Annotated in this window: 19 protein-coding genes; 13 read left to right on the top strand and 6 right to left on the bottom strand. The window is 61.4% G+C overall.

The window, feature by feature from the left end; genetic code table 11:
- Nucleotides 1-24: 24 nt before the first annotated feature.
- From VGB22_07275 to VGB22_07260, 4 genes are all read right to left on the bottom strand, one after another.
- Nucleotides 25-1,242 (bottom strand): SpoIIE family protein phosphatase, encoded by a 1,218-nt coding sequence (locus VGB22_07275; protein ID HEX9751066.1) that lies wholly within the window; start codon nt 1,240-1,242, stop codon nt 25-27.
- A complete protein-coding gene (locus VGB22_07270) occupies nt 1,239-3,419 on the bottom strand; it encodes an ATP-binding protein (GenBank protein HEX9751065.1) in 2,181 nt (726 codons plus the stop codon). Before VGB22_07270 ends, VGB22_07275 begins: the two co-directional genes overlap by 4 nt.
- Nucleotides 3,420-3,452: 33 nt before the next feature.
- Complete coding sequence (locus tag VGB22_07265) at nt 3,453-3,893, bottom strand: cyclic nucleotide-binding domain-containing protein (protein ID HEX9751064.1); 441 nt, start codon at nt 3,891-3,893, stop codon at nt 3,453-3,455.
- A gap of 63 nt (nt 3,894-3,956) precedes the next feature.
- The gene (locus VGB22_07260; protein ID HEX9751063.1) at nt 3,957-6,728 is read right to left on the bottom strand and encodes an Npt1/Npt2 family nucleotide transporter; all 2,772 of its coding nucleotides are present in this window, start codon (nt 6,726-6,728) and stop codon (nt 3,957-3,959) included.
- A gap of 147 nt (nt 6,729-6,875) precedes the next feature.
- On the opposite strand from VGB22_07260, the gene VGB22_07255 reads away from it, so the two are divergent.
- From VGB22_07255 to VGB22_07230, 6 genes are all read left to right on the top strand, one after another.
- A complete protein-coding gene (locus VGB22_07255; GenBank protein ID HEX9751062.1) occupies nt 6,876-7,739 on the top strand; it encodes a phosphatase PAP2 family protein in 864 nt (287 codons plus the stop codon).
- A 9-nt stretch (nt 7,740-7,748) separates the two neighbouring features.
- On the top strand, nt 7,749-8,900 hold the full coding sequence (locus VGB22_07250; protein HEX9751061.1) for a PQQ-dependent sugar dehydrogenase: 1,152 nt from the start codon (nt 7,749-7,751) through the stop codon (nt 8,898-8,900).
- A 172-nt stretch (nt 8,901-9,072) separates the two neighbouring features.
- Entirely contained in the window at nt 9,073-9,738 is a 666-nt protein-coding gene (locus tag VGB22_07245) for a hypothetical protein (protein ID HEX9751060.1), read from the top strand.
- A gap of 9 nt (nt 9,739-9,747) precedes the next feature.
- Complete coding sequence (locus tag VGB22_07240) at nt 9,748-11,538, top strand: ATP-binding protein (GenBank protein ID HEX9751059.1); 1,791 nt, start codon at nt 9,748-9,750, stop codon at nt 11,536-11,538.
- Nucleotides 11,519-12,643, top strand: coding sequence for a hypothetical protein (locus VGB22_07235; GenBank protein HEX9751058.1), 1,125 nt, complete (start codon nt 11,519-11,521; stop codon nt 12,641-12,643). Before VGB22_07240 ends, VGB22_07235 begins: the two co-directional genes overlap by 20 nt.
- Nucleotides 12,644-12,940: 297 nt before the next feature.
- A complete protein-coding gene (locus VGB22_07230) occupies nt 12,941-15,868 on the top strand; it encodes a trypsin-like peptidase domain-containing protein (protein ID HEX9751057.1) in 2,928 nt (975 codons plus the stop codon).
- A gap of 60 nt (nt 15,869-15,928) precedes the next feature.
- Here VGB22_07230 and amrS read toward each other — a convergent pair whose 3' ends face one another.
- Together amrS and VGB22_07220 are read right to left on the bottom strand one after the other, a co-directional pair.
- Nucleotides 15,929-17,011 (bottom strand): AmmeMemoRadiSam system radical SAM enzyme, encoded by a 1,083-nt coding sequence (gene amrS / locus VGB22_07225; protein HEX9751056.1) that lies wholly within the window; start codon nt 17,009-17,011, stop codon nt 15,929-15,931.
- 64 nt (nt 17,012-17,075) lie between these two features.
- The gene (locus tag VGB22_07220) at nt 17,076-19,265 is read right to left on the bottom strand and encodes an FdhF/YdeP family oxidoreductase (protein ID HEX9751055.1); all 2,190 of its coding nucleotides are present in this window, start codon (nt 19,263-19,265) and stop codon (nt 17,076-17,078) included.
- A 105-nt stretch (nt 19,266-19,370) separates the two neighbouring features.
- Here VGB22_07220 and VGB22_07215 point away from each other — a divergent pair, with 105 nt between their 5' ends.
- From VGB22_07215 to VGB22_07185, 7 genes are all read left to right on the top strand, one after another.
- Entirely contained in the window at nt 19,371-20,027 is a 657-nt protein-coding gene (locus VGB22_07215; protein HEX9751054.1) for a radical SAM protein, read from the top strand.
- Entirely contained in the window at nt 20,024-20,737 is a 714-nt protein-coding gene (queC, locus tag VGB22_07210; GenBank protein HEX9751053.1) for a 7-cyano-7-deazaguanine synthase QueC, read from the top strand. Before VGB22_07215 ends, queC begins: the two co-directional genes overlap by 4 nt.
- Nucleotides 20,734-21,438 carry a 6-carboxytetrahydropterin synthase gene (locus VGB22_07205; protein ID HEX9751052.1) on the top strand — a complete coding sequence of 235 codons (705 nt, stop codon included), beginning with the start codon at nt 20,734-20,736 and terminating at the stop codon, nt 21,436-21,438. The genes queC and VGB22_07205 overlap by 4 nt, the downstream gene beginning before the upstream one ends.
- Before the next feature lie 8 nt (nt 21,439-21,446).
- Nucleotides 21,447-21,908: a preQ(1) synthase gene (queF, locus tag VGB22_07200; GenBank protein HEX9751051.1), complete on the top strand. Its 462-nt coding sequence runs from the start codon at nt 21,447-21,449 to the stop codon at nt 21,906-21,908.
- 147 nt (nt 21,909-22,055) lie between these two features.
- Entirely contained in the window at nt 22,056-23,027 is a 972-nt protein-coding gene (locus VGB22_07195; GenBank protein ID HEX9751050.1) for a hypothetical protein, read from the top strand.
- Nucleotides 23,028-23,083: 56 nt separating this feature from the next.
- The gene (locus tag VGB22_07190) at nt 23,084-25,237 is read left to right on the top strand and encodes a PKD domain-containing protein (GenBank protein HEX9751049.1); all 2,154 of its coding nucleotides are present in this window, start codon (nt 23,084-23,086) and stop codon (nt 25,235-25,237) included.
- Nucleotides 25,238-25,483: 246 nt separating this feature from the next.
- Entirely contained in the window at nt 25,484-26,014 is a 531-nt protein-coding gene (locus VGB22_07185; GenBank protein HEX9751048.1) for an ImmA/IrrE family metallo-endopeptidase, read from the top strand.
- The last annotated feature ends 71 nt before the right edge of the window (nt 26,015-26,085 follow it).

The raw sequence follows: 26,085 nt of genomic DNA, 5'->3' as shown, positions 1-26,085 counted from the left end.
ACCGGGAGTCAACGGCCGCCGGACTCATCGCGGACGATCCTGTGCCTCGATCAGCAGCAGATTGATGTCATCGGGAAGCATGGACCGTCGAGCGCCGCAACGGTCCACCAGCCGCTCCAAAAACTCCTCACCGCGATGATTCCGCAAGCCGTCCACAAAGGCGGCGATTTCGTGCGGCTCGCGCGACTGCCCCGATTCGATCTCGACATCCAGCAAACCGTCGGTATAGAGAAGTATGCGATCGCCGCTCCGCAACGGTCGTGATTGCGCCTCCGGCTCGCGGAAAATGTCTCGGTTGAAAGCACCCAGCGGCAGACCGTTGAGATGCCACTGTTCGACCGGGACGCCGTTCCCGGAGCCCAGGATGATCGGATGCGGCCCGCCCGCCGATGCGGCGGAGACGATACCGGCGTCCAGATCAACCTGCAGAACGAAGGCGGTGACGAACTGCTGTTGCGGGAGGAATCGCACGAGACGGTCGTTCATCTCGATGAGCATTTCGGAGCAGCCGAGGCCACGCTGCGAGGCGTCGGCGAAAATCACTTTGACCAGCATTGTCCCCAAGGCCGCAGCGACCCCATGGCCCGCCACGTCGCTGACAATGGCATTGAAGCGATTCTCACCCGTGAAGATGACATCGAAGTAATCGCCGCCAAGCCGTCCGGTGGGGTAGTAACGGTGGTAGAACCGGACCGCTCCGGCGCCGTCGAGGTCACGCGGCAGAATCGACTGCTGCACCTGTTGCGCGAGCGCCAGCTCTTGTTCGATGTGTTCCGTCGTCAGCCGCAACGTGTCCCGATCCTTGAGGACCGAATCCAATTCACGCAGGCGCTCGACCAGTTCCTGCTGGAGCGTCCGGTGGCTGACCGCGTTGCGGATCACCAGTTGCAGATGATCGTTGTCCCAGGGCTTTTCCAGGTACTGGTAGAGATTGACCTCATTGACCGCCGCAATGGCGCTTTCCTTGTCGGCATATCCGGTCAGCATGATCGCCGGCACGTCCGGCGCCATCCGGCGCAGCCGACGCAAAAACTCCAGCCCATCCATCTCCGGCATCAGGAAGTCCGTGATGACGCAGTCGATCCGTTCGCGTCGCACAGCGTCCAACGCTTCGCGGGGTTGCTGGAACGGCAGCGTCTTGTAGTCGGTCTCCAGTGCCAGCAGATTGGCGATCGAACGCGTGACGATCTCCTCGTCGTCGACAATCATGACCGCTGAGGGCCGCCGGTCTTTGCCGCTCAAGTTCCCTCTCCGTCGATGGATCGCTTCGCCGAACCCACCGGGAGGGTGAGCGTGAAGGTGCTCCCGGCTCCTGGCTGGCTTTTCACATCGATTTTGCCGCCATGCGACTGAACGATCTTGTAAACAATCGACAGTCCCAGACCGGTGCCGACGCCGACGCCCTTGGTGGTGAATCCCGGGTCGAAGATGCGCGGCAGATATTCGGGACGAATCCCGACCCCGGTGTCGCTGATGGCAACATGGACACCGTCGGAATCGGCGGACGTCCGGATCGTAATCGTCCCCTTGTCATGGATGGCGTGAATCGCATTCACCAGGATATTCATAATGACCTGATTGATCTGGTTGGGATTGCAGCGGACCGGCGGCAGCGACCCGTATTCCTTGACGATTTCGATGCGATTCTTGTATTCGTGATGCGCCAACGTGAGGGTGGATTCGATGCCCTCGTGCAGATCGACGTCCTTGAATTCGGCTTCATCCAGACGCGCGAAATTGCGCAGCGACCGGACGATTCGGATGATCCTTTCGCTGGCTGTGCGTGTCGTCTCGTTCGACTCCGTCAGGATACGCACGGCCTGCGCCATTCGCTGGTTGTCGCCGCCGCCTGAGTCGACCGCGGCCAGCAGTTCCAGCGCACGACGCGACACGTCGGCATTGGCATGGATCGAACCCAGCGGCGTGTTGATCTCATGGGCGACGCCCGCCACGAGATTGCCCAGCGCCGCCATCTTCTCCGACTGGACCAGTTGCGCCTGTGCTTCACGCAACTCCTGATTGGCCTGCTCCAGTTGGAAGGCATACGCGCGGATTTGCTCCTCGGCGCGAGTGCGCTCGGTCGCGTCGACGATCCAGACGAATATCTCCCGCGTCGCCGGCAGCGGCCGATATGTGATCGAAAAGACCCGGTCGTCGAAGTCGTGGCGCGCATCGATCACTGTCGTGTCCGACTCGATCAACCGCGCGATGCGCCGCTCAAAGTCGGGCGGCAATAGATCGGTGATCGATGCTTCCGGATGCCCGATCTCCGAAGGGAACCGGCGGGCGGCGGGATTCATGTACAGCAGGCCCCCGATGTCGTCGAAGCGCAGCACCGGAAACGGGTTGGTCTCCGAAAGCTGCGCCAACTGCGCGTTTTCCTCTTCCAGTTTGACCTGGGCGGTGATGTCGCGCAGCGCCCCGGCGGTGATCGAGGGATCGCCGGTCGTGTGGATGGTCATCTCGCAGATGACCGGCGCGTCGTCATCGGGGCGTTTGAGTTTGAGCCGGTAGCGCGAGGGCGCCGGCTCACCCCGCACGCGCGCCGCGTGAATCCCCGCAACACGTGCCAAATCGTCGGGATGAATCACCTTGGAAAAGTGCGTGGCCGCCAGCTCCTCCGCGGACCGTCCCAGGATGTGTTCGGTCACGGCGTTGACCAGCGGGAACCCCGATGTCGCCTCGCTGTAAACGAACAACCCGTCGGACGAATCCTCGAAAATGGAACGATACCGCCGCTCGGAATCCTGCAGCTTGTGGCGCAGAGACTCCTCCTCACGGCGCACCGTATAGTCGCGGTGTCGGATGCTGTACAGCAGGGCGCTGATCCCGGCGCACATAACCGTCAGCGTCAACATGAAGACGGGGAGTTCGGGAAAAACGTCCAGCGGGTTATGTCCGTGCTGCCCGGGAATCACCAGCGCGGTCAGGCCGTACGTCATCATCAGGAGAAACCCCAGGATCGTCGTCTGCCAGGCGCGAAAGGGCATCGTGCTGATGCCGACGAGCATCAGCAGACTCAGGATGCCAAACTTCGAAGGATGGTGCACACCCGCTGCGGCAAATTCCAGACTCGACAGGTACGCGATCGCCATCAGCGCGACGCCCACGATCGGTCGCCCCCATCGGACCGCGCGCGGCCAGAACGACAGCCCCTGAATCGCGATGCCGACCGCGCTGGCACTCAACGGGACCCACACAGCCAGCGTGCCGCTCCTGGCATCGACCGACATGGTCATGTCCCAATGCAGGGCAAGTGCCGTCCCAAAGGCGTAGATGGGCGGGCCGATCATCCCCAGGACACCACCCAGACGCATGCCTCGGCGCGTGGTTTCCGCGAGGTACTGCGCGAACCCCGGATCGCGTTCGGCGCGATGCGGGGCGTACAGATTGAGTCGCGACAGCAGACGTTGAAACATGGTATGCATCAGGACATTGATGCCATCGTCCTATCACCCGGGCCCGGCAACGACGCCGCGTTCCTCGAGCAGACGACGGATGCGGCGCACAATGGTGCGAAAGAGCGTCTGGATGATATCCGTGTGATCAGCCAGCAGATCATAAAAGTCTTCACGTTCGATTTTCAACGCGTGTGTATTCGATGCGGCGCGCGCTGCAAACACGCGCGGTTCGCCGTCAAACAGCGCCCACACACCGATATCCTCGCCGGGGCCGACGGACAGCTCCGTCTGTCCGGCACGTGTCATGCTTACGGTGCCGGCCAGAATCAGGTAGCAGGCGTCGGGGATTTCCCCATCGTGAAACAACCATTCTGCGGGCTGAAACTCGACCTCGTGCGCGATCGCCGCCAAATGCGCCAGTCCTTCGGTCGAAACCTCGGCAAAGATCTCATTCTTTTGCAGGGCGAGAACTCGTTCGATGGTCGTCAGCATTGGGATGGTCCTGGGGCCAAGGTTCACCTGTCGGGATCGGTGCCCGTCAATCAGAGACGGCAATCATTCGGCTGCGACACGTCCGCGCAGCGCCTGCATCGTCTCCCGCGTGAGGGCAAAGCGCCCGGCGGGCAGCAAGGCAACATCGCGGGTAATGAGATGATACAACGAGCGCTCGTGTTCCTCCCAGATCGAATACAGCGCGCATGCCGCCAGCCAGTCATCGTCGCCCGATGCCTGCCGTGTCAACGCCTCCCGACGGTCGTCCAGAGTCTCGCCGAATTCCCGCAGTGCGCGCGACACCGCGTCGCGTGACGGGCGGTCTTCGACCAGCCCTAAGACCCAACGCTTTTGCGGCGCAACCAGCAAGTTGTCGAGATACTCCACGGCATTGGCACGGATGCGGGCATTGGGCGAGAGCAGCCCCCGCGACGCCGCGTACACTTCGGCCGGCGGATGCTTCATGGCCAGGAGGCGAAAGACACGATCCTGCGTTTTGTGCGACTTCTCACGGAGTGTCTTGCGCAAGAGCAAACTCCGCTCGCCGTCCGCGCTGGCCAACAACCACCCCTGGTAACGATACGCCTTGCGGATTTCCTCGCCGAGTCGTCGCTCGACGCGCTCATTGGCGTAATCCAGTTCGGAGTGAGACGCGCGCAGTCGCCCCAGCGCTCGCAGCGCCGAGAAGCGGACGCGTTCATCGGGATCCTCGAGCATGGCCGCCAGCGAATCGACCGAGCGCTGCACGGGGATGCGTTCGAGAATCCGTGGAATGTATTGCCGTACGCGCCGGTCCGTCGCCTCATCGCGCAGATAGTCTTCCAGCGTGCCCAACGCGGCCTCTTCATAGGCAGCCAGCGCATCGCGGACGCGATGCCGCACACGACGATCCGCACAGACGGCAATCAGCGGTTCGACCAGGCAGCGGGGTTTCAGGCGCCCCGCCGCCGCGATCGCTTCGCCTCGCAGCGCCGGATCGTCGCTCTTCAGGAACCGCAGGATGTACCGTTCGGCGGTCCCATCGGCAACCGGCAGGACCCGAAGCAACTTGGCGAGCATCCGCTCCATCTGCCCGGCTTGCTGCGGTGTCGCCGAATCCAGCAGAAACTGCTCCAATGCTTCGGGATCGATCATGTCGCCGGCGGCGCCGCCCCACACCAGCGAACACATGATCGCGCCCAGACGAACCTGCGGCCGCTCGTCGGCGAAATAGAGCCCCAGTTTCAACGGTGAGACATTGCCCGCGTCGCGGCAGGACAAGCGCAGGACCCGCCCGACGACTTCCACTTCGTCGGAATCAAGCAGATCGCGCAATTGATCGACGGGAATGTCACCTTCCTGCTCGGCCAGCAGATCCAGCGCTCGACAGGCGACGGCGGAGTCGGATGCGTGAGCGATGCGGATCAAGGGCGCGATGAGCAGCGACGAGCGCACGCCGGTCACCAGGTCGAGGGCACGGGACAGTGAGGCACCCTGTGCGCGGTCGAGCGATTCGGCCAGCGCGCCAACCGTTGCCGCGTCGGTCCGCGAGATGATGAGCGCGTCCTCGTCGATGCGTCGACGCAGCAGCGAGTCGCGAAACGCCGCAACGTATTCGCGCCGCGCCAGAATGGTCACGCCCACCCAGACAAGTGACAATCCCATCAGTACCCACGAGAGAGCGCCATAGTGAAAACCCAGCGCCGATGTCATCAGCAGCACCAGGAGCGCCGCAATTCCCTTGGAAAAGCGGTCGGTGAACATGTCGATGAACGCTTTGGTCTTGTTCTTAACCACGATGGGGATGGGAAGATACAAGAGTTCCAACGATCCCTTGTGCGTCGTGTAACGAAAGGTGCCATCGGCCAGTTTGATCGCCACACCGGTTGCCATCATCGGGAACAGAACGAATGCGCCCGAGGAGAGGAACATCGCCCATGGCAGTATGGCCATTGTCAGGCCGACGCCGAAGCGACGCAACAGCCGTCCGGTCAGGAAAAACTGGGTGAGAAACGCAATCCATCCCAGCCACGTGAAAAACTGCCCGAAGAATGCGGTCTTGCCGTCCTTGGTGGGAATATGCTCCTCGACAACGAACGAGAATTGGTTGTCGACGACGGTGGCGATGATGATGCTCAGCGTGATGATCACCATCACCAGTTTCAGATATCGCGACTGCCAAATCAGCCGGAACCCTCCGGCGGTCTGCTCCACCGAAGATGATTTGAATCGTTTGGCGCGCGCCGCTTCGACAATGGCCTTCTTTTGGCTGGCGGCGAGATAGACGCCCAACGCGGCACATCCGCCCAGCAGCGCGGCCCCGATCAACAGCAGATTCTCGGTGCCGACCAGTCCCGCGCCGTATTGGGTGACGTAGCCGCCAACAATGCCGCCGAGCGTTGCGCCAACTCCGAGATAGGCGAACAGACGCTTCGCCTGACGCGGGTCATATACGTAGTTGGCGAGCATCCAGAATTGCGCGGTCGCGAGAATCCCGTAGACGCCGACCCATACATAGAGCACATAAGCCAGCGCACCCCACTCATAGGAGACCAGCCAGCGAAACACAACCAGGTTGGCGACCAACACGAGCATCGTGCCGACGATCAGCCGTCCGACGGCGACATTGCGCGAAAAGCGCTGGTACAACGCCGCCACACCCCCGGCCACGAAGGCGATCAACAGGTAGACATACGGCAGACTGGCGGCGCCGAAGCTCTGCAGGAACAGCGCCTGGCGGACCGACTTGACGATCACCAGGACCGCAATCACCAGGAGGATGTACACGAACATCGCCGCCGTGCCGGCACGCTCTCCCTCCCGGACGTCGAGGAACCCTTTCAACCAGGATGACATAGTCTGGAAGGTGGCGCGGCGGGGAGTTGATCCGGCATCGTGAGGAAACGATCTAATATACCGCGGGCGGGTTCTGCTGTACAATTCCTTTGCATCCAGGGGTCCTTGTCGCGATTGTCGCCTTCCGGATCGCTTTCCGGATGCCGCATGTGCTTACCGCCCACGATGCCCGCTCGCTGCCTGTCCGGGCGTGGCCCCGCCGTATGGCTGCTTGCCATCGTGATGGCGAGCGCTCCGCTCGCTCACGCAGAGAGCAACCTGCGCGATCTGAGTGATGGCGAGGAAGCGCTGATCATCGGCGCGTCGGCCTCGGTTTGCCTCCTGGGGTACTTCCTGCCACGGTCGGAAACGGCGATCGAATCGGCGTCGGAGTTCCGACTCAACCCGCTCGACCGAATCATGCGAAACGCGATTCACCCCGGCGACGAATGGCGCTCCAACTTTCTGGATAACCGTTTCGGCAGCGTCCTGACCCCCACCATGGCTGCGATCGGAGTGGCGGCAATCGATGCGGACCGACGCGAATTCTCCCGCGACATCCCGATGTTTTTATCGGGTTGGGCGGCGACGGCGGGACTGACTCGCATCGGCAAGTCGTTCGTGCAACGGGAACGCCCCTACCGCGCGGCCGGCGCTGAATTCCCGCCGGGTTTGGAACCAGGGGATCCTGACCACCGGCGCTCGTTTTTCTCCGGCCATTCGTCCACGGCGTTCTTCGCGGCGGCTTTTTTTAACAAGCGGTTCCGCCGCCACATGCGCAGTGAGTGGAGACGCGACGAGTATGAGACCGGCCGTTGGCTCTCACCGGCCATCTCATTCGGCTGGGCGGGCATCGTCGCGCTGTCGCGTTTGCATGCCGACCGTCATTACTTTACCGACGTCGCCGTCGGCGCGGCAGTCGGTGCGGCATTGGCCGAATTGTATTATCATTTCTCCTATGAGACTGGCGGCGACGCCACGGATAACGCCGGCGCGCGCCGCTACGTCTTCAAATTGAGCTTTGCCTTGTAAGGAGCAGCGGTGACACGATTGCGTGGAGCAACGCACTTGGCGGCGATTGCCTTGCTGGCGATCGCCTCCTGCAGCGGGACCGGCACCAATGCGGAAACGGACCTGATGTCGGCGTTTCCCGGTTTGACGTTCGACCGTCCCTTGTGGATCGGTCACGCCGGTGACGGCTCCGATCGGCTGTTCGTAGTCGAGCAGGCGGGCCTGATCCGGGTGTTCGAAAACGATCCCTCGGTCGAGTCGATGACGACGTTTCTGGACCTGCACACCAAAGTCCGCACATCGCACACCGAAGAAGGAATGTTGGCGCTGGCATTTCATCCGAAATACGCCGACAACGGATTGTTCTTCGTGTACTACAGCGCCTCCGATCCGCGTCGGGGCGTGCTCTCCCGGTTTCGCGTGTCGACAGACGATCACAACCACGCGGACCCTGCCAGTGAAACGGTCATGCTGGAAATCGAGCAACCGTACGGGAACCACAATGGTTCGACTCTCGTATTCGGCCCGGATGACTTTCTGTACATGAGTCTGGGTGATGGCGGCTCGGCGGGTGACCCGCATGGGCACGGACAAAATCTCGGGACGCTGTTGGGGTCGATCCTCCGCATTGATGTCGATCAGGGCGGAAAGGGACTGGCGTACGCAATCCCGTCCGACAACCCCTTCGTCGACAGCGTCGGCGCGCGCGGTGAAATCTGGGCCTACGGGCTGCGCAATGTCTGGCGCATGAGCTTCGACTCGATGAGCGGCGAGCTGTGGGCCGCCGACGTCGGGCAGAATCTGTGGGAAGAGATCGACCTTATCGTCAAGGGCGGCAACTACGGCTGGAACATCCGTGAGGGCGCCCACCCGTATAAACCCGCCGAAACCACAGCACCGCTCATCGACCCGATCTATGAATACGATCACTCGCAAGGCGCCTCGATCACGGGCGGGTATGTGTATCGCGGATCACGATTGAAAGACCTCTACGGTGCGTACATTTACGCCGATTTCGTCACCGGCACGATTTGGGCGCTGCGGTACGAGGTCGGCGAGATCGTTGAGAACAAGACGCTTCTCCTGCAGCCCAAAAACATTTCGTCGTTTGGAATCGATGCGCACAACGAGTTGTACCTCTGCGCCTTTGACGGCAAGATCTACAGGATTGACTCAGAGTAGTATCCGCACAGCCAATCAATTCCACGGTTTCCCGCAACCCGGGTCCGGTGTAACATTATGCCGGACAATGCTATAAGTTGCCTCGACGACCGCGGCACTCCTCTTTTTCAAAGCCGGACTAAATCGGCGGGTCCACCCATGTTGGCCCCCCTGGACACATCCGATACAAATAATGATGCGAGAACGCCTTACCAGAATTGTCGTGTGTCTGCTCCCGGCCCTGCTGGTGATGGCCAGCACGGGTCTGGCGGCCGAGGTTCGCGGAACGGTCTCTGCATCGGGGTCGTTGTCAAAAAAGCCATCACGCTATGTGACCCGAGGTGCGGCAACCGAAGCGCCGTCGACGGATGGCGGCTCGGCGATGGTGGCCGTGGCGTTGGAGTCACTCGACCATCCGACTCCGCTCATCGTCCCCGACACGCCTTTTGTCATGGCGCAGGAGAACACGGCGTTCGTGCCCGACCTGATGGTCGTACCGGTCGGCGCGACGGTGACGTTTCCAAACCGTGACGCGTTCTTTCACAACGTCTTCTCCTACTCGCCACCGCGCAACTTCGACCTGGGGCGTTACCCGAAGGGCGAAACTCGGACCGTCACTTTTGAGATGTCGGGAATTGTCCGTCTGTTCTGCGAAATCCACGCGTCGATGTTCGCCAGTATTGCCGTCGTCAATACGAATCGTTCACAGATCGTCCCGGCCGGGTCGGAGTTCGTGTTCACCGATGTTGAGCCCGGACGGTATCGGCTCCTGGCGATCGACGCACGGGGACGCCGCGGCGCACAAGAGATTACGGTTGGCGAACAGTCGGCGCGGGCGATTGCCATGACATTGGAGTAGCGGGCCTCAATGCATCTGACGCTGCGAGTCAAATTCATTCTCGTCGCCGGGAGCGTGTCGATCATCGCGCTGGGTTCCGCGTTGGTGGCGCTCAGCTACCAGTTGGAACGCGACCTTGTCCGTCAGATCGCCGAGCAACTGATCAGCGCTGAATCGACCTTCACCGAGTGGCGGCGCGAGAGCCAGGAATACCTCAGTGCCGAGGCACGCATCGTCGCCAACGATCCACGTTTCTTTGCCGCAGTCGCCGAATCCGATCCCAATACGGCCATCCCGGTCGCACGTCAATTCCAGCGCCTCTCCGGCAGCCAGCTCTTCCTAGTCTGCGATGCACGGGGAGACAAGTTGGCGCACCTCGACTCGCAGGAGGGAGTGCTTTCGCTCGACTGGCCGGATTCGATCCCTCCGAAAGGCACCTATCTGAGGTTGGACGACGGTTTGTACCTGCTCTCATCGCAGGCGGTCATGGTCGGCTCCGAGACGATGGGGTATGTCGCGCTGGGTCGTCGTGTCGATGCCGGACTGGCGGCGAGCATGGGACGGGTCGCGGGAGCCGATGTCATCTTCCACGACGACGCGCTCGTCTTCGGTTCGACGCTGGCCGACCCGCGCTCCAATAAGCTGATCGCAGAAATCCGGGCACAATCGTCGGAATACGCGGAATCGGGATCGGCGCAAACGGTCACGGTCGAGGGTGAGCGCTTTCTGTTTCGCTCCGGACTGCTGCACGCCAATGCACCGGCACGGTATGCCATTCTGATGTCATTGGATCAACGGCTGAAAGCGCCGGTGGCCGACCTGCGCGCCACGATGCTGTGGCTGGGCACGCTGGCACTGGCGTTGGCTGTCGCGGTGTCGCTGACCGTCGCACGGCGAGTAACGGCGCGGGTTCCACAACTGGTCGCGGCCGTGGAGGCGGTGGCCCGTGGAGACTACGGGCATGAAGTCACACACAAAGGGCACGACGAGTTCAGGATGGTTGCCGACGCAGTCGACAGCATGCGCCATGAACTGGCGGCCCAGATGGAAGCGATCCGTAAAGCCAACGCGGAGAAGCTCGACGCCGAGCGGCTCGCGGTCATCGGCAAGATGGCATCCAGCATCATCCACGACTTCAAGACGCCGATGCAGGTGATCCGGGGCGTGCTCGACCTGACAACCGACCGTGAGATGCCCGCGGACAAGCGCGCACGCTATGCGGCGATGGTCCATTTCGAGCTGGAGCGAATGATGGGCATGACGCAGGATCTGCTGGACTTCGCGCGCGGCGAGACGCGCATGGCGCGCCGTCCGACCAACGTCGACGCCTTCCTCGCCGAGGCGGTCGACGCCTGGAATCACATTGCCGAATCGCGCGGCATCAAAATCGAGTTCTCCGGCCAGGCCGATACGATCGCCGGCATCGACAAAGACAAGATTCGGCGCGCGCTCGACAACATTGTGAGCAATGCCCTGGACGTTCTGACAGAGGGCGGTGTCATATCCATCCGATCGCGCGCGAACGGGGGCGTCGCCCAAATCAGCATTGCCGATTGTGGGCCCGGGATTCCCGCCGAGTTGCATCAGCGCATCTTCGAGCCGTTCGCCACGTTCGGCAAGACCAAGGGTACGGGATTGGGTCTGGCCGTAGCCAAGAAGGCGGTCGACGATCACGGCGGCACGATCCGCGTCGAGTCGGAGGCGGGCGAGGGGACGACCTTCATCATCGCGCTGCCGCTCGCGACGAACGGCAAGACCGCGGAGAGAGAAACACAGCATGCCGAATCAGGGGTGTCTGAGAATGAACAAGTGGCTGCCTGAACTGACGCTCGCGCTGGCCATCCTGGCATCGGCCCAACCGGCGCGGTCCGAGTTCTTTGTATCGGGCCAGTTTGCCTCCGTGGCGCGCAATAAGACCGACGATTGGTTCAACGTCTCCAATGCCGGGTATTCGCCGTTCGATGCCTTTCGCGCACGTGTGTTCCTCGATGCAACGATCACAGAACGGCTCTCCGGGTTTGTTCAGATCTTCATGAATTCAACCTCCTATAATTTCTCGCAGTATGGCGCCTACATCCGGTACGATCACACACCGCGGGTGCATCTTGAAGCGGGATTGATCCCGACTCCAGTCGGGCTCTGGGGACAGAGAACATACGACGACAAAAACCCGCTGGTGTCGGTGCCCGCGATCTTTCACTACAAGACCTCACTGAATCCCGGAGCGCTCCAGAGCGTCGAAGATTTGCTCGCATATCGCGGAACATCGGAATACACGCCCATCGTATACGACTTTTGCTGGAACACGGGCGTCCATGCGTATGCGACCCTGGGCCAGGTCGATTGCGGCGTGGCTCTGACCAATGGCGCCCTCGGACAGCCGGCTCGCGCGATCATCTACGAGTATCCGAACATCGCCGCGCATCTGAGCGTTACTCCCGCACCGGAATTGACGGTCGGAATCTGGGGAGCGATGGGTCCGTATCTGAGCCCCAAGCTCAACGGATCGCTGCCGGACGGGAATCGACTGGAAGACTACCAGCAGTTGACGGGCGGCGGGCTCGTTCATGCGTCCTCGGGCCACTGGGACGCCTATGCCGAGGCCCTCGTGAATCGATTCGAACATCCGACGCTGGGCGACCTGGAGAGCGTCGGCGGGTATGTCGACGTGAAATACTCGCTGGCCACCTGGTGGTATCTCGCCGGCAGGGCCGACTTCCTCACCTTCTCAGAACTGGCCGATGCAAAAGGCGATGGCGCCCGCTGGGACTACCCAATGCAGCGGTTCGAAGCGGGCCTGGGACGCCGACTCAATGAAAAGTCGCGGATCAAGCTCGTGACTCAGATTGTGCGGTTCTCCGATCTCCCGGACGGTCTCGACCTCGATGATGAGATCGTTGCCCTCCAGTTCTCTACCGACTTGTAGACCTAAGCCGATCTCCGCGATGTCCGTCCCTCGCGGGCGGTCTTGTGTCCGCGATGGCAGGCCACCGGCCCATCCCGATGGAGACAGATGGCGGCCCAAGGCAGCCCCTCAATGGGCCGATTACATAGATAGGGGGCGGAATAAACGGCGGATATACGGGCGAGCGTGATCGGCCGAAAACCTTATGCGGACGCCGCAAATGCCGTTGCAAGCGTCGGACCCCGGGGGTATCTTAGATTGGCCGATTCATCGATGTGGCCGAACCCCCTATCCCGTTAATTTCGTCCGAGGAGTGTGATGACAATTCGCAGCGCTCTGTCCGTCGTTTTCGTGGCCGCGACACTCGTGTCCGTTCCGTTTTGGCAAACAAACAGCCCGGACGCGGCCGGTCCCGGAAACCGCAGCGTGTCGCCAAAGCCGGAGATCGTCACTCCAATCGAGACCGGTGTCGCGCCTCGGCGCGCACATGCCGATTCGGTTTACGGTGACGTTCGTTCGGCCCCCGAAGGACTTGTTCCCGGGCCCGCCGAAATCGAAGTCATCTATGGCGCGGACAATCGTCGCGAAGTGTACGATATTATCAATCCAAATCTGCAAGTCGTCGCAGAGGCGGTTTGCGTGGTCGTCGTCGAAAGTGAACTGACGGACAACGGCAACGGCACCTACACGCTGGCGACGTCGTCATGGACCTTTCAGAGCGGCAGCCCGTTATGCCCCGATGAGCGCTTCTTTGGGCAGCAACAGGCCGGATTCTGCACTGGGTTTCTCGTGGGCGACGACATCATCGCCACGGCAGGTCACTGCGTCAGCGCCGGCGACTGCGGGATTACCGCATTTGTGTTCGACTGGAAGAAACCCGATTCGATGACGGCGGCGCCGACCGTTATTCCAGCCGCCAACGTCTACTTCTGTACTGGCATCATCGACCGCGTGTTGGCAGGCGACCAGGACCACTGCGTGTTGCAAGTTGACCGCGCAGTGACCGGTCGCAGTCCGGTGCCGATTCGCCGCACGGGGATCGTTCCAAACAGCGACCCGCTAACGGTCATTGGACACGGGATTGTGCTGCCCATGAAAGAAGCCGACGGCGCCGAAGTGAAGAACAACCAGCCCGCGCTCGATTACTTTCAGGCCAATCTGGACACGTATGGCGGCAATTCCGGCTCGCCGGTCTTTAACCTGAACAGCTATGAGGTCGAGGGCATTCTCGTCCGCGGCGCCCCCGATTTCGTCTTCGACGCCGGCGGTTCCTGCACGCGTTCGAACGTGGTTCCGAACACCGGCAACACCGGCGGCGGTCTGCAGTTCGAAGAGGTCAGCAAGACCACGTCGTTCGCCGCCTCGGTTCCGCCGCTGGTGACATCCGCTGGCGAAATTAAATTCATCGGAGATCCTTATTTGTGCGCCGACATGGTCACCGTGGAGATGCGCGACCTTGATCTGGCCGGATTGGGAAGCTACGCGGTCGATGTGACATCGGATGCCGGTGATGATGAATCGGTCACGCTCACCGAGACGACCCCGGGGTCGGGGATCTTTCTGGGGACAATCCCGACCGCCCCCGGCGCACCGGTGGCATCCAGCGGGACACTGGAAGTCTCCGACGGCGACCAGCTCACGGCCACATACGAGGATGCCGATGACGGAACGGGCAGCCCGGCGACCGTCGAAGACATCGCCGATGTGGACTGCAACCCGCCGGTGATTTCGAATGTAGTCGTGCAGGATATCGACGGCACGCAAGTGACGATCACCTTCAACACCGACGAGCCGGCCGGCGGCACAGTCCGCTTCGGCCCGTCGTGCGGTTCGCTGACAGGCGCGCAGACCGGCGCTTCGGGACAAACCGCGCACACGGTCGTACTGACTGGCCTGTTGCCGTTGTCGGATTACTATTTCGCCGTCGATGCTGAGGATGCAGCCGGCAATTCCGCCACCGATGATAACGGCGGTGGCTGCTATACGTTCACGACCGAAGATCAAGCCGACTACTTCACCGAGCATTTTAACGAGGCCGAGCTTGATCTGGAAAACTCGACGCTGAAATTTGCCCCCAACGGCTCGCCGGACTTCTATGCGGTCTGCCGCGAGGATGCGACCGCGTTCCCGACCGATCCGACCGGCGGCACGACACTGTCGATGAGCGATGACTCCAATCTCCAGGTCAACGTGACGGGCGGCAATCAAGTGTCGATCTATGGGACGGCATACTCATCGTACTTCGTTGGTTCCAACGGCTACGTGACCTTCGGACAGGGCAGCAGTGACTTTAGTGAAACGCTTGAAGAGCACTTCTTGCTGCGACGGGTCGCGGCGTTGTACGATGACCTGAATCCCGCCGCGGGCGGTACGGTCTCCCATCGGCAACTGGCCGACCGCGTGGCCGTCACCTGGCAGAATGTCACTGAGTACAACGAAGGCAACGTCAACAACATGCAGATTGAGTTGTTCTTCGACGGCACGATCACCATCACACAACTGTCGATGGACGCGTCCGACGGCATTGTCGGACTCTCGAATGGCGCCGGCCTGCCGGCCGACTTTGTCGAAAGCAACTTCTCCAACGCGCAGTCCTGCACCTGCCCCGATGCGGACAGCGACGGCATCTGCGATGCCGACGACAACTGCCCGAATGTCGACAACCCCGGACAGGAAGACGCTGACTCAGACGACATCGGCGACGCGTGCGACAATTGTCCATCGGTGGCCAATGCCAACCAGACCGACACCGATGCCGACACGTTCGGCGATGCCTGCGACAACTGCCCGACGGTCGCCAATCTGTCACAGAGTGACGGTGATGCCGACGATGTCGGCGACGACTGCGACAACTGCCCGTCCGTGGCCAACCCCCTGCAGGAAGACGGTGATGCCGACGACGTCGGTGATGTGTGCGACGATTGCCCTGAGTTCCCCGATCCGGGCCAGGACGCGTGCGCCCATCACGCCGACCCGGTCGCCGACGATGTGACCGATGTTTTTGACATCGTCGCCGCTGTCGACATTGCGTTCCGCGCCGAACCGGCGATCATTCATGGCGACTGCCCGCACGCTCCCGGCGGTGCAACCGACGTTGACTGTAACGGCACGACGAATGTCTTCGACGTCGTGCGCTTTGTCGATGTCGCCTTCCGCAGCGGTCCGCCCGAGATGTTTTGCAATCCGTGTGAGTGCAGCCCCTACCCGTCAGGCTGTCCACCGATGCCTTTGCGCGCAGCTCGATAGAAACCAGCCCGCCCCGCCTGAATGCGGAGATTCCGGCGGGGCGAAGTCCATCCGGATCGATCACGCAAAGTCAGAAAGTCGCACCGGCAGGCGCTTGGGTCCCCAATCTCCCGGCGGACCATCGAAGACTCCGTTACATGGTGTGCCGCAGCCGCAGCAACGACCCTCGTCGGTCAGGTTCCACGCCGTGAGCTTGTACCAATCGCGGCCGATGAGCCGCTGCCCGCAGGCGTGGCAGTACGTCGAGCCCCCCGATTCGTCGTGGACATTGCCCGTGTAGACATAGCGCAGTCCATTGCGAACAGCGATGTGACGGGCACGTGTCAGCGTCGAAGGCGAGGTCGGCGGCCGGTCGAGCATTTTGAAATCGGGATGAAACGCGGTGAAATGCAGCGGGATCTCGACACCGAGATGATCGGCGATCCAGCGGGTCATTGCGTCGATCTCTTTGATCGAATCGTTGCAGTCGGGAATCAGCAGATTAGTGATCTCGAACCAGACATCAGTCTGCGTTTTCAGATAGACCAGCGTCTCAAGCACCGATTCCAGATGTCCGCCGCAGATGTTCTTGTAAAACTCCTCGGTGAATCCCTTCAGGTCGACATTGGCCGCATCCATATATCGGTAAAACTCTGCACGCGGCTCCGGGGCGATGTATCCCGCGGTCACGGCAACGGTCTGGATTCCCTCCGCACGGCACGCCGCCGCCACGTCGATGGCATACTCCATGAAGATGACCGGGTCGTTGTAGGTGAAGGCGACGCTACGGCATCCCAGCGCGCGCGCCGCGTGCGCCAACAGCCCCGGTGAGGCACTATCGGCCAGCGTGTCGATTTCCCGCGACTTGCTGATGTCCCAATTCTGACAGAACTGGCAGGTCAAATTGCATCCCGCGGTCCCGAAGGAGAGCGCCGCCGTGCCGGGGAGGAAATGATTGAGCGGCTTTTTTTCGATGGGATCGACGCAAAATCCGCTGGAACGACCATAGGTCGTCAGGACGATACGGTCGTTCTGTCGCGCGCGGACGAAGCACAGCCCCCGCTGTCCCTCGTGGAGCTTGCAGTACCGCGGGCAGACGTCGCACTGGACACGCCCGTCGTCAAGGGCATGCCAATACTTCGTTTCGACCACAGTATTCGTCACAGATGCGTCCACACCATCACCCGATAGATTGATACGGATGATCGCGAGCGATTCTTGAGAGGACTTATGGCCCGTCTGGCACGACGATCCGCGCCGGAATCGATTTGAAGGCGGGCGTCTTGGAGCGATTGTCGAGGCGGCGCGGTACGATGGCGTTGGCTTCGGGATAGTACATGGCCAGATTGCCGGGTCGGATGTCGATCAGCGCCACCGAGGCAGCCATCCGACCGACTTCTGTCTCGACCGTCACGCGGTCGGCTTCATTGAGATGCAGTTTACGCGCATCGTCGGATGACATCATGACCACGTCACGGCGACGATTCCCCCGGTACAGGTCCTCTTCTTCGTAGACGACCGTATTGAACTGCCCTTCCGAACGTAATGTCAGTAGTTGAAACGGATACACAGATCGATCCGCCGCCCGCACGGCAATGACATGGAACTTCGCTCTGCCGGTCGACGTCGGGAATTGGCCATCGTGAATGGTCCGCCCGGCGATCTGAAACTCACCGCCGCCATTGTCGACCGTCTCGATGGCGCTGTATCCGGGGACAACGCGCGCGATTTGATGTCGCAAGTGCTGATGCGAACGCAGCGCCGTCCAGTCGAAGCGGCCTTCGGGCAGGATGCGCTGAGCCAGTTCGGCGATGATTGCGACTTCGGAGCGCATGTGTCCTTCGACCGCCGGTTGTCCGCCGTCGGAGAAACGCACATAGTTGAACATCGACTCCTGGGTCGTCGACTGGGATTCCTCATCGCGTGCCAATACCGGCAGAACGATCGAGGTTTGGCCGCGTCCGTGGATGTGTCCCTCATTCAGCTTGGTCGTCAGCGCGATGCTCGTGCCGATTCGTTGCAACGAAGTTGCCGCCCAGGCACGATCCGGGTTGCTGGCAAATAGATTGCCGCCCAGCAGAACGCAAGCGCGTATGTGTCCCTCCGACGCGGCGGCCACCGACGCATACGTGTCCTGTCCCGGCTCGCGCGGAAGTGCGATTCCATAGAGTTCCCCCATCTTCTCGGCGAACGCGGCTTTCAGCGTGGGCGTGACGCCGACCGAGCCCACCCCCTGCACATTGGAATGGCCGCGAATCGGCAGAAATCCGCATCCGGGCCGTCCGACCCATCCACGCGCCATGCCGAGGTTGATCAACGACAGGATGTTGTCGACACCATGCTCGTGGTGGGTCAGTCCCATCGCCCAGAGGAAAATGCCCCGCCTGGCCCGCATGATCGCGGCCACCGTGCGGCCAATCAGATCGCGCGATACGCCCGAGGCGTCAATCAACTCATCCCACGAAAGACCCTCGATGTGCGCGCGCAGTTCATCCCATCCTTCCGCATGCTCCGAGACAAACGACTGGTCGATTCCCCCCTGCTCGATGACTCCCTTGAGCACTGCCGCAAAGAGTGCCGCGTCCCCTCCGGCGTGGGGCTGCAAGTAGATATCTGAGACGTCGGAACCAAAGAGCAGACTCCGCCAGTCCGAGGGGATACGGAAACGCACTAATCCCACCTCACGGATTGGATTGACGACGATGACCGTGCCGCCGCGCCGACGGAGATTGACCAGTTGCGTGATCAGCCGCGGATGGTTTGATGCTGGGTTGGCGCCGGCGACCAGCGCCAGATCGGCCCTGGCCAGATCATTGAGCACGACCGTTGCGGTGCCGGTGCCGATGGCCGCGCTGAGCGCCACGCCGGAAGCCGCATGGCAGTAGTATGAGCAGTTGTGAATGTTTGCCGTGCCGTAGGCACGCGCGACCAGCTGGAGCAGAAATGCCGCCTCATTGCTGGAGCGTCCCGAGGAATAGAAAAACGTCTCCGTCGGAGGTGCCGCTTTCAGCGCCTCCGCCGAACGCTGCATCGCCTCTTCCCAGGCGATGCGACGGTAATGATTATCGCCCGGCGCGGCGACGATGGGAAAGGCGAGGCGCCCCAGCCGTTCCAGTTGAGCCGACGTCAGTTGGGACAAGTGGTCGAACGAATTGCCGGCGAAAAACTCCTCACTGATCGCCCCCGCCATGTCCCCGGCCTGCGATTGTACCGACTTTTTGCAGACCTCCGGGAAAATCCCTGCCTCGTTGACCATCCCCCCGCGCTGGCCGCCCATTCCCAAGGCGCAGGTCTTGCAGGTGTTACGGGAACGCAGCCGCCGGTACAGCGACAGTAGGCCACCCGCCTCGCGCCCCTTGCGCAGCACATAGGCGATCGCCCGGAATCCTCCCCCCGACCGGACCTGCGGCTTGGCCATGCGCATCAACTAATGCGTGCCTGCGATGCGATACAAGGCGCATCCGACGTTGTGGCCCGTCCGAGCCGGTTGCACCGGCGCCGCGCGAATCGGTATGTTTACGGAATGGAAACAGCGCCGCCGGGGCTGCTCATCAACGAAATCTACGCCAGCATTCAGGGCGAGTCGACGTGGGCGGGCAGGCCATGCGTCTTCGTGCGGCTGACCGGCTGCAACCTCCGCTGCACTTATTGCGACACCGAGTATGCCTTCTACGAAGGCACAAGAATGAGTATCGATGACGTGGTGGACGCAGTGCTGCGGCATCAAATCGAGCTGGTCGAAATCACCGGCGGCGAACCGTTGCTGCAGCCGGGATGTCCCATTTTGTCCAAGCGACTGCTCCAGAAGGGGAAGACCGTTCTGGTCGAGACCTCCGGCGAGCGTCCCATCGATGTGCTCCCCCAAGGCGTCATTCGCATCATGGATTTGAAATGCCCCTCATCCGGAGAGTGCGAACAGAACCGTTGGGGGAACATTGCGCACCTGACAGCGCGTGATGAGGTCAAATTTGTGATCGGTGATCGCGCCGACTACGACTGGGCCGCCGATACCGTATCCCGTCACCGACTGTCCGGCCGGTGCACGGTACTCTTCTCGACTGTCTTCGGAAAGCTCGATCCGGGCACGCTGACCGAATGGATTCTGGCAGACAAACTCGACGTCCGGCTGCAATTGCAAATGCACAAATACATCTGGGATCCGGCAGCGAGGTCGGTGTGAGCGGCCAGCGTCGAGCCGTCGTGCTCCTGAGCGGCGGATTGGACTCCGCTGTATGCGCGAGTATTGCGCGCCATGAGGGGCTTGCACTCTACGCCCTGACGGTGGACTACGGACAGCGCCATCGCGCCGAATTGGACGCCGCCAGCAACATCGCCGGCGCCGTGCACGTCGAGCGCCACCTCGTGCTGCCGGTCGATCTGACGCGCTGGGGCGGTTCGGCGCTCACCGGATCAGAACCTGTGCCGACCGATCGCACGGCACAGCAGATCGGTTCGGATATCCCGATTACCTATGTCCCGGCGCGTAACACGATATTCCTCGCGCTGGCGATGGGATGGGCCGAGACACTCGGTACCGGCGACATCTACATCGGCGCGCACTCTTTGGACTATTCGGGATACCCCGACTGCCGCCCGGAGTATTTCAGCGCGTTTGAACAATTGGCCACGCTCGCAACGAAGGCGGGCGTGGAGGAATCCTCGCGATGGCGCATCCACGCCCCCTTGTTGAGGATGACGAAGACTGAGATCGTGCAGCGTGGCGCCGAACTGTGCGTCCCCTTCGCGCTGACCCGCAGCTGTTATCAGCCGTCGAAGTCCGGCGCCGCCTGCGGACGCTGCGATGCCTGCAGGATTCGCCTGCGGGCATTCGATGCCGCCGGACTGACCGATCCTGTTACGTACGAAACCAATACCGTCGCGGTACGATGACCCTCACACTCTCCCGCCGCTTTCAGTTCGACGCCGCGCATCGCAACACGCATGTCGCCGAGGCGGATATCCGCGCACGCATGCACGGGCACACGTATGAAGCGCTGATCTCTGCCACCGGCCCGCTGGACGAGAAGATGGGTTGGCTTTTGGACTTCGGTGATTTGAAGGCGACGGGCAACGCGGTGATCAACCAACTGGATCACTACTGTCTCAACGAGATTGAGGGACTCAAAGTCACAACCCTCACCGGGCTCGCCGATTGGATCAGGAGGCAAGTCGCGGAGAGACTGCTTAGCGCTGGGATTGGCTGCGACGTCAGGATCGTTGGGGCTACCGCCTACGCGCCGATAGTGACGCGCAGCGATGGCGACGATTCGATCAGCCGCATCACGTTCGGCTTCGCGGCCGCCCACTATCTGCCGCGCCTGCCGCAATCACACAGGTGTCATCGTCTGCACGGACACAGCTTTGAGGTGACAGTCGCGACACCGGATGACTACCGCACATTGTCGGCATTGGAGCACTTGTACCCACATCTCGATCACCGGTGTCTCAATGATGTCCCGGAGCTGGAGAATCCCACATCGGAAATCTTCGCCCGTTGGTTGTGGAGCAAACTGGCCGCCGCGCGCTGCCGGCCGCATGAAGTCATCGTGCGCGAAACCTGTACGACGGCGTGCCATTACACCGGAGATTAGGAGCGCAAATGCCGGCACGAAGAAAGAAACCGACACGCAGGCGGCGGGCAGCAACGGGACTGACGCTGTTGGGACGCGGCGCAACCAAACCGACGCGCCAGTTGGAGACTTTTCCCAATTCGCATCCCGAGCGCGACACGGTCGTCACTTTTCGCTGCACCGAGTTCACCTGCCTCTGCCCGATCACCGGCCAGCCCGACTTCGCGACACTTGAGATTTCCTACATCCCCGACCGTCGTGTCCTTGAGAGCAAATCGCTCAAATTGTATCTGTGGACCTACCGCGAAGTCGGCATCTTCCATGAGCGATTGGTCAACGAACTCCTCGATGCGCTGACCGCCGCCATCGCCCCGCGCTGGATGCGCATCACCGGACACTTCAATGTCCGCGGCGGCATCGCCATCGACGTGACGGCGGAGCAGGGCAGCCCTCACACGCGAAACGTGGCAAATGACGTTGTACGGCAATGACTTACTGAGGTACACCCAACAGGCCGCACGGGATTCTCCGCCAGGAAACTTCAATGAAAAGTCGCGGTCAGTGTTATCTTGTGCATGGTGCGCGACTGTACTGCGTTCGCCATCTGGTGGCGCAGGTCGACTGATCGATCAAAACTGATGTCTTCGCCAAGCGCCGTCAAAGGACTAAACGGCTTGTGTTGCCGGTACGTCGTCGCTTTAGTCATCGTGTCATTGTTGCTGACCACCTGTGATGCCCAGGGGCCGACCGGCGGGGCGACGGAGGTGCCGACGGTGAACAACACGCCGATCTTCGTCAACACCGTGCGCAAGCACCCGCTGGGGCAGCCGGTGGGGCCCACCGTGCTGCCGGAATCGTTGTTCGCGTCGCCCTACACCGGAACGTATCGTTTTCTGATTCCCGACAGCGCTGCAGCGATTCTCGACACCGCGTGGCTGACCGGATTCGACTTGTTCGTCAACCTCGCCGGTCTGCCGGACAACTATCGCAACTCCGACGGGACCTTCTGTCTGTCGTGTTTTATGGGCCGCCTCGATGAGTATGCCTCGGTCGGATTTGCCCCCTACGTCGCCTCCGGGACACTCCGCGGTCACATCATGTTCGAGGACGCCGACGATCCGGCACAGTGGGGCGGTGAGCCAATCCCGCTGACCGATATCGCCGCCGCCGCGACATACAGCAAGAGTCTCTTTCCGTCAGTCGACGTCGGTGTCGGCGCATCGGCCGCATACCTCGATCAGGGCGGACCCTGGTCGGATTTGAGATTCGTATTGTCCAAATACACGACCGATTCGGGATCGTTCGGCGCCTGGCGCGAACAAGTGCGCGCGCTGGCCGAAAAAAACAGTCTCAGCACGATCTATTACTTCGATGCCCAGACCGCCAACGGCGGTGGACCGATCACCGCACAGCAGATCTATGCGTGGGGCAAGTCGGTCGCATGCTATCCATCGACGCGGGGCATTCTGTTCGGGCCCTATGAACCGTCGATCTTCGACGATCCCGAAGTCGAAGCATCCATCAACTCGATCGTCCAGTTGCTCTTTTTGGTCAGCGTCGGTGGTCAACCGGCCGACGTCATCTGCCGGAGCAACCGTTTCATCGAATAGAAATCACACTGGCTATGAGATTACACCGAACCCTGTTCCCGCCACGGAGACATCACATGCGCCATCGTCGTCTGCTCATCGCCGCCCTCATCATCGCGCCCTCACTCTTTCTCCTGCTGACTGCGACCGTCGGCAACGCCGACCGAACGCCGCAAAGCGAAACCTCCCAGGCCCAGCCGGACCCGCCGGTCGATGTGGCGAGCGCCGGCAGCGCCTTCGACTGCGGATATCAAAAGTCCGGTGAGGCGTTTGAGAAGTTCATCGAGGGGATCGAGCGCGGCGAGTATCCCGATCCGGAGCTGAAGGGCGCGATGCCCAAGCCGCCGGCCATCAGAACCGGTCAAAAGGGCATCAGTGCATTGTCTGACGCCGACTTGTTCATATTCGAGGACGGAAGCAACCTGTTGCAGTCGAACTTCAGCGATGGCGCCCTATTCAACCTGATGACGCAGGCCGCCAACGCGGTGATCGCCGAGCACGGCGATCAGTTCGACTATTTCGCCTTCTTCGTCAGCGCCAACCCGAACCATCAGATCGGCGCCGCCTTCTATCTGCCGATCTTCAACGATGTCGCCGGGATCGGGGATGGATTCTTCAATTTCCGTAACGCTTACGGGCTGAACTCGAATGTCGCCTACGGCTATGTCATGATGTGGGAGGTCAACGACTGGCAGCCGGGCAGCGGCGGCCCGGCCGGTTTCACACGTCTGGTCCTGGCCCAGGAGTTTGAGCATCGCTGGGCGATGTTCCTCAACCCGATCAACGGCGGCCGGGCGATGCAGGGCGACGACGCCGGCTGCGGACGCAGCGCCCACTGGAGTTTCCGTGTCGACGGCCAGGGCTCCGGCATGGAGATTCGTGAATGGACCGGGACCAATCCCGCCACCCGTGTGCCCAGCACGCTGACGTTTAACACCGACATCCCCGGCGGCGTGTTCAGCTACACGGATCTGTATTTGATGGGCTATGTCAGCCCCGCCGAGATGGACGCCGGCAATTCCGAGCTGCGCTTCATGGACAACAGTTGCAGTTCACCGTACGTCGGGCCCATTTTCAACATGAACTCCGCCCACATCGTCGCCACCAATGGACAACGCATTCCCAACTCGACGGACGCGCAGAAGGATTTTCGCTGCGCCTGGACGATGATTCATCCGAACAACCAGCCCCCCAGCCAGGCGCAGATCGACCGTGCCTTGGACATCATGGACCAACAGCAGCTCGACTGGAACTACAGCACGCTGGAGCGCGGCACGCTCGACAATTCACTGATCGCCGGCAGCTTCAGCGGGACACCGCTTATGGGACCGGCACCGTTGACGGTCGACTTCACATTCGACTCGCTGTACGAGACATATTCGTGGGACTGGGACTTCGGGGACGGCGATGTCGACACTATTCCCAACCCGCAGCACACATTCGGCCCCGGCCTATACGACGTGGAATTGGAAATCGACACCGAGCTGGGAACGCGCTTTGTCATCAAGCGCAACTATGTCACGGCGTGGGCCGATACGGTCGACCCGGCCGACATGACGGTCCCCTACGACACCGGCAGCTTTTACTGGGAGATTCACGCCACCAACGGCGTGCCCATCGAAGAATTCGTGATCCCGGTCTCGCTGACGAATGTCCCGGCCGTGATCAAGCTCGACTCGGTCAGCCGGGTGGGCACGCGGACCGAATACTTCGAGTTGAAGCAAAACGTCTTCAACAACGCACTCTTCGGGCAGCTCGCCGTGCTGCTGCGCGCCGACAACGGCGGCGGCTCCGTGCCGTTGCCCCCCGGCAGCGGCCCGATCGCGCGCATCTGGATGACGACCAAACCGGCGGCACTGCCCGGCGACACGATCGCGCTGACATTCGCCCCGTTGGAGGGTATCGCGCTGGAGCATCAGACGATCACGACCTCATTCGAGCCGGTCTCCTATCCGGCGGTCGTCACGCTGACCGGCCCGCCGTGCGGCTGCGACTGCCACGCGGACCCGCTCTGTGATCTGGTGACGAATGTCTTCGATGTCGTCAAAGCGGTCGATGTCGGCTTTCGCTCGGTCCCCCCCGAACCCGACCCCAACCCGCTCTGCTCACGGCAGACCACCGACATCAACTGCGACGATGTGACCAACGTTTTCGATGTCGTGGGCTTAGTCGACGTCGCCTTCCGCAGCGGCGACCCGGAAACGGTGTTCTGCGATCCGTGCGCGCTGTAGGCGTGCGTGCGCGCTGGAGGTGTCGAACGCAGGGACGCGGCCGTCGCGGGAGTTGAGGATCTTTTGAGGTGAGTTAAGCGAGCCCCGACCGAAGAAGAAACCGGCCCGGGCCACCCGGCCTCCCCCCTGTGCAGGTCATGTTCCCGTCACACGATGAGAGTCTTGAGCATGAGTTGGCCAAGGATCCAAAGTTGGCGAAGTGGCTCTCCAAGGTCGTACGTAAACCAATAACGGCGGGGCTGTAAGATGGCGAAGTCGACGATGGGGCAGGAACGGATAGAGAATCGGGTCGAGAAGATTCTCAAGGATCTGGGGCTGGACACGCCGCCGATCCCTGTTGATCGTGTTGCTCGTGCTCTCGGTGCGACCGTTCGGAAGGAGCCGTACCAGGGTGATCTCTCCGGAGCATTGTATCGCCGTGAGGGATTGTGCGTGATCGGGATCAACAAGAACGAGAACCCGCTTCGGCAGCGATTTACAATTGCGCACGAGTTGGGACATCTCGTGTTGCACGACGGGGCAGTGTACATCGATCGGCAATACACGGCGGGGCTTTCAAAGCCCGCAGAAACGGAAACAGGCAAGAAGTTTTTCCGAGACAAGGTGTCGTCGCTTGCAAACGATCCTCAGGAGATTGAGGCGAATCGGTTCGCTGCTACCCTCCTTGATGCCACAGAGTCTACTCTTTCAGGACATGGAGAGACAGAACATCCTGATGCCGATTCGGAGTCTCACAGAAATAAAACCGCTGGCGTCCCGCTATCGTGTAAGCCTTGAGGCGATGGTGTTCCGATTGATTAATTTGGGGGTGCCAGTTGAAACGGCATAGCGCACATGAAATGCTCGTG

Source organism: Candidatus Zixiibacteriota bacterium (genome assembly GCA_036397555.1).
Taxonomy (GTDB): domain Bacteria; phylum Zixibacteria; class MSB-5A5; order WJJR01; family WJJR01; genus DATKYL01.
Note: the sequence above shows the minus strand (reverse complement) of the source record. Positions and strands in the feature narration are given on the sequence as shown.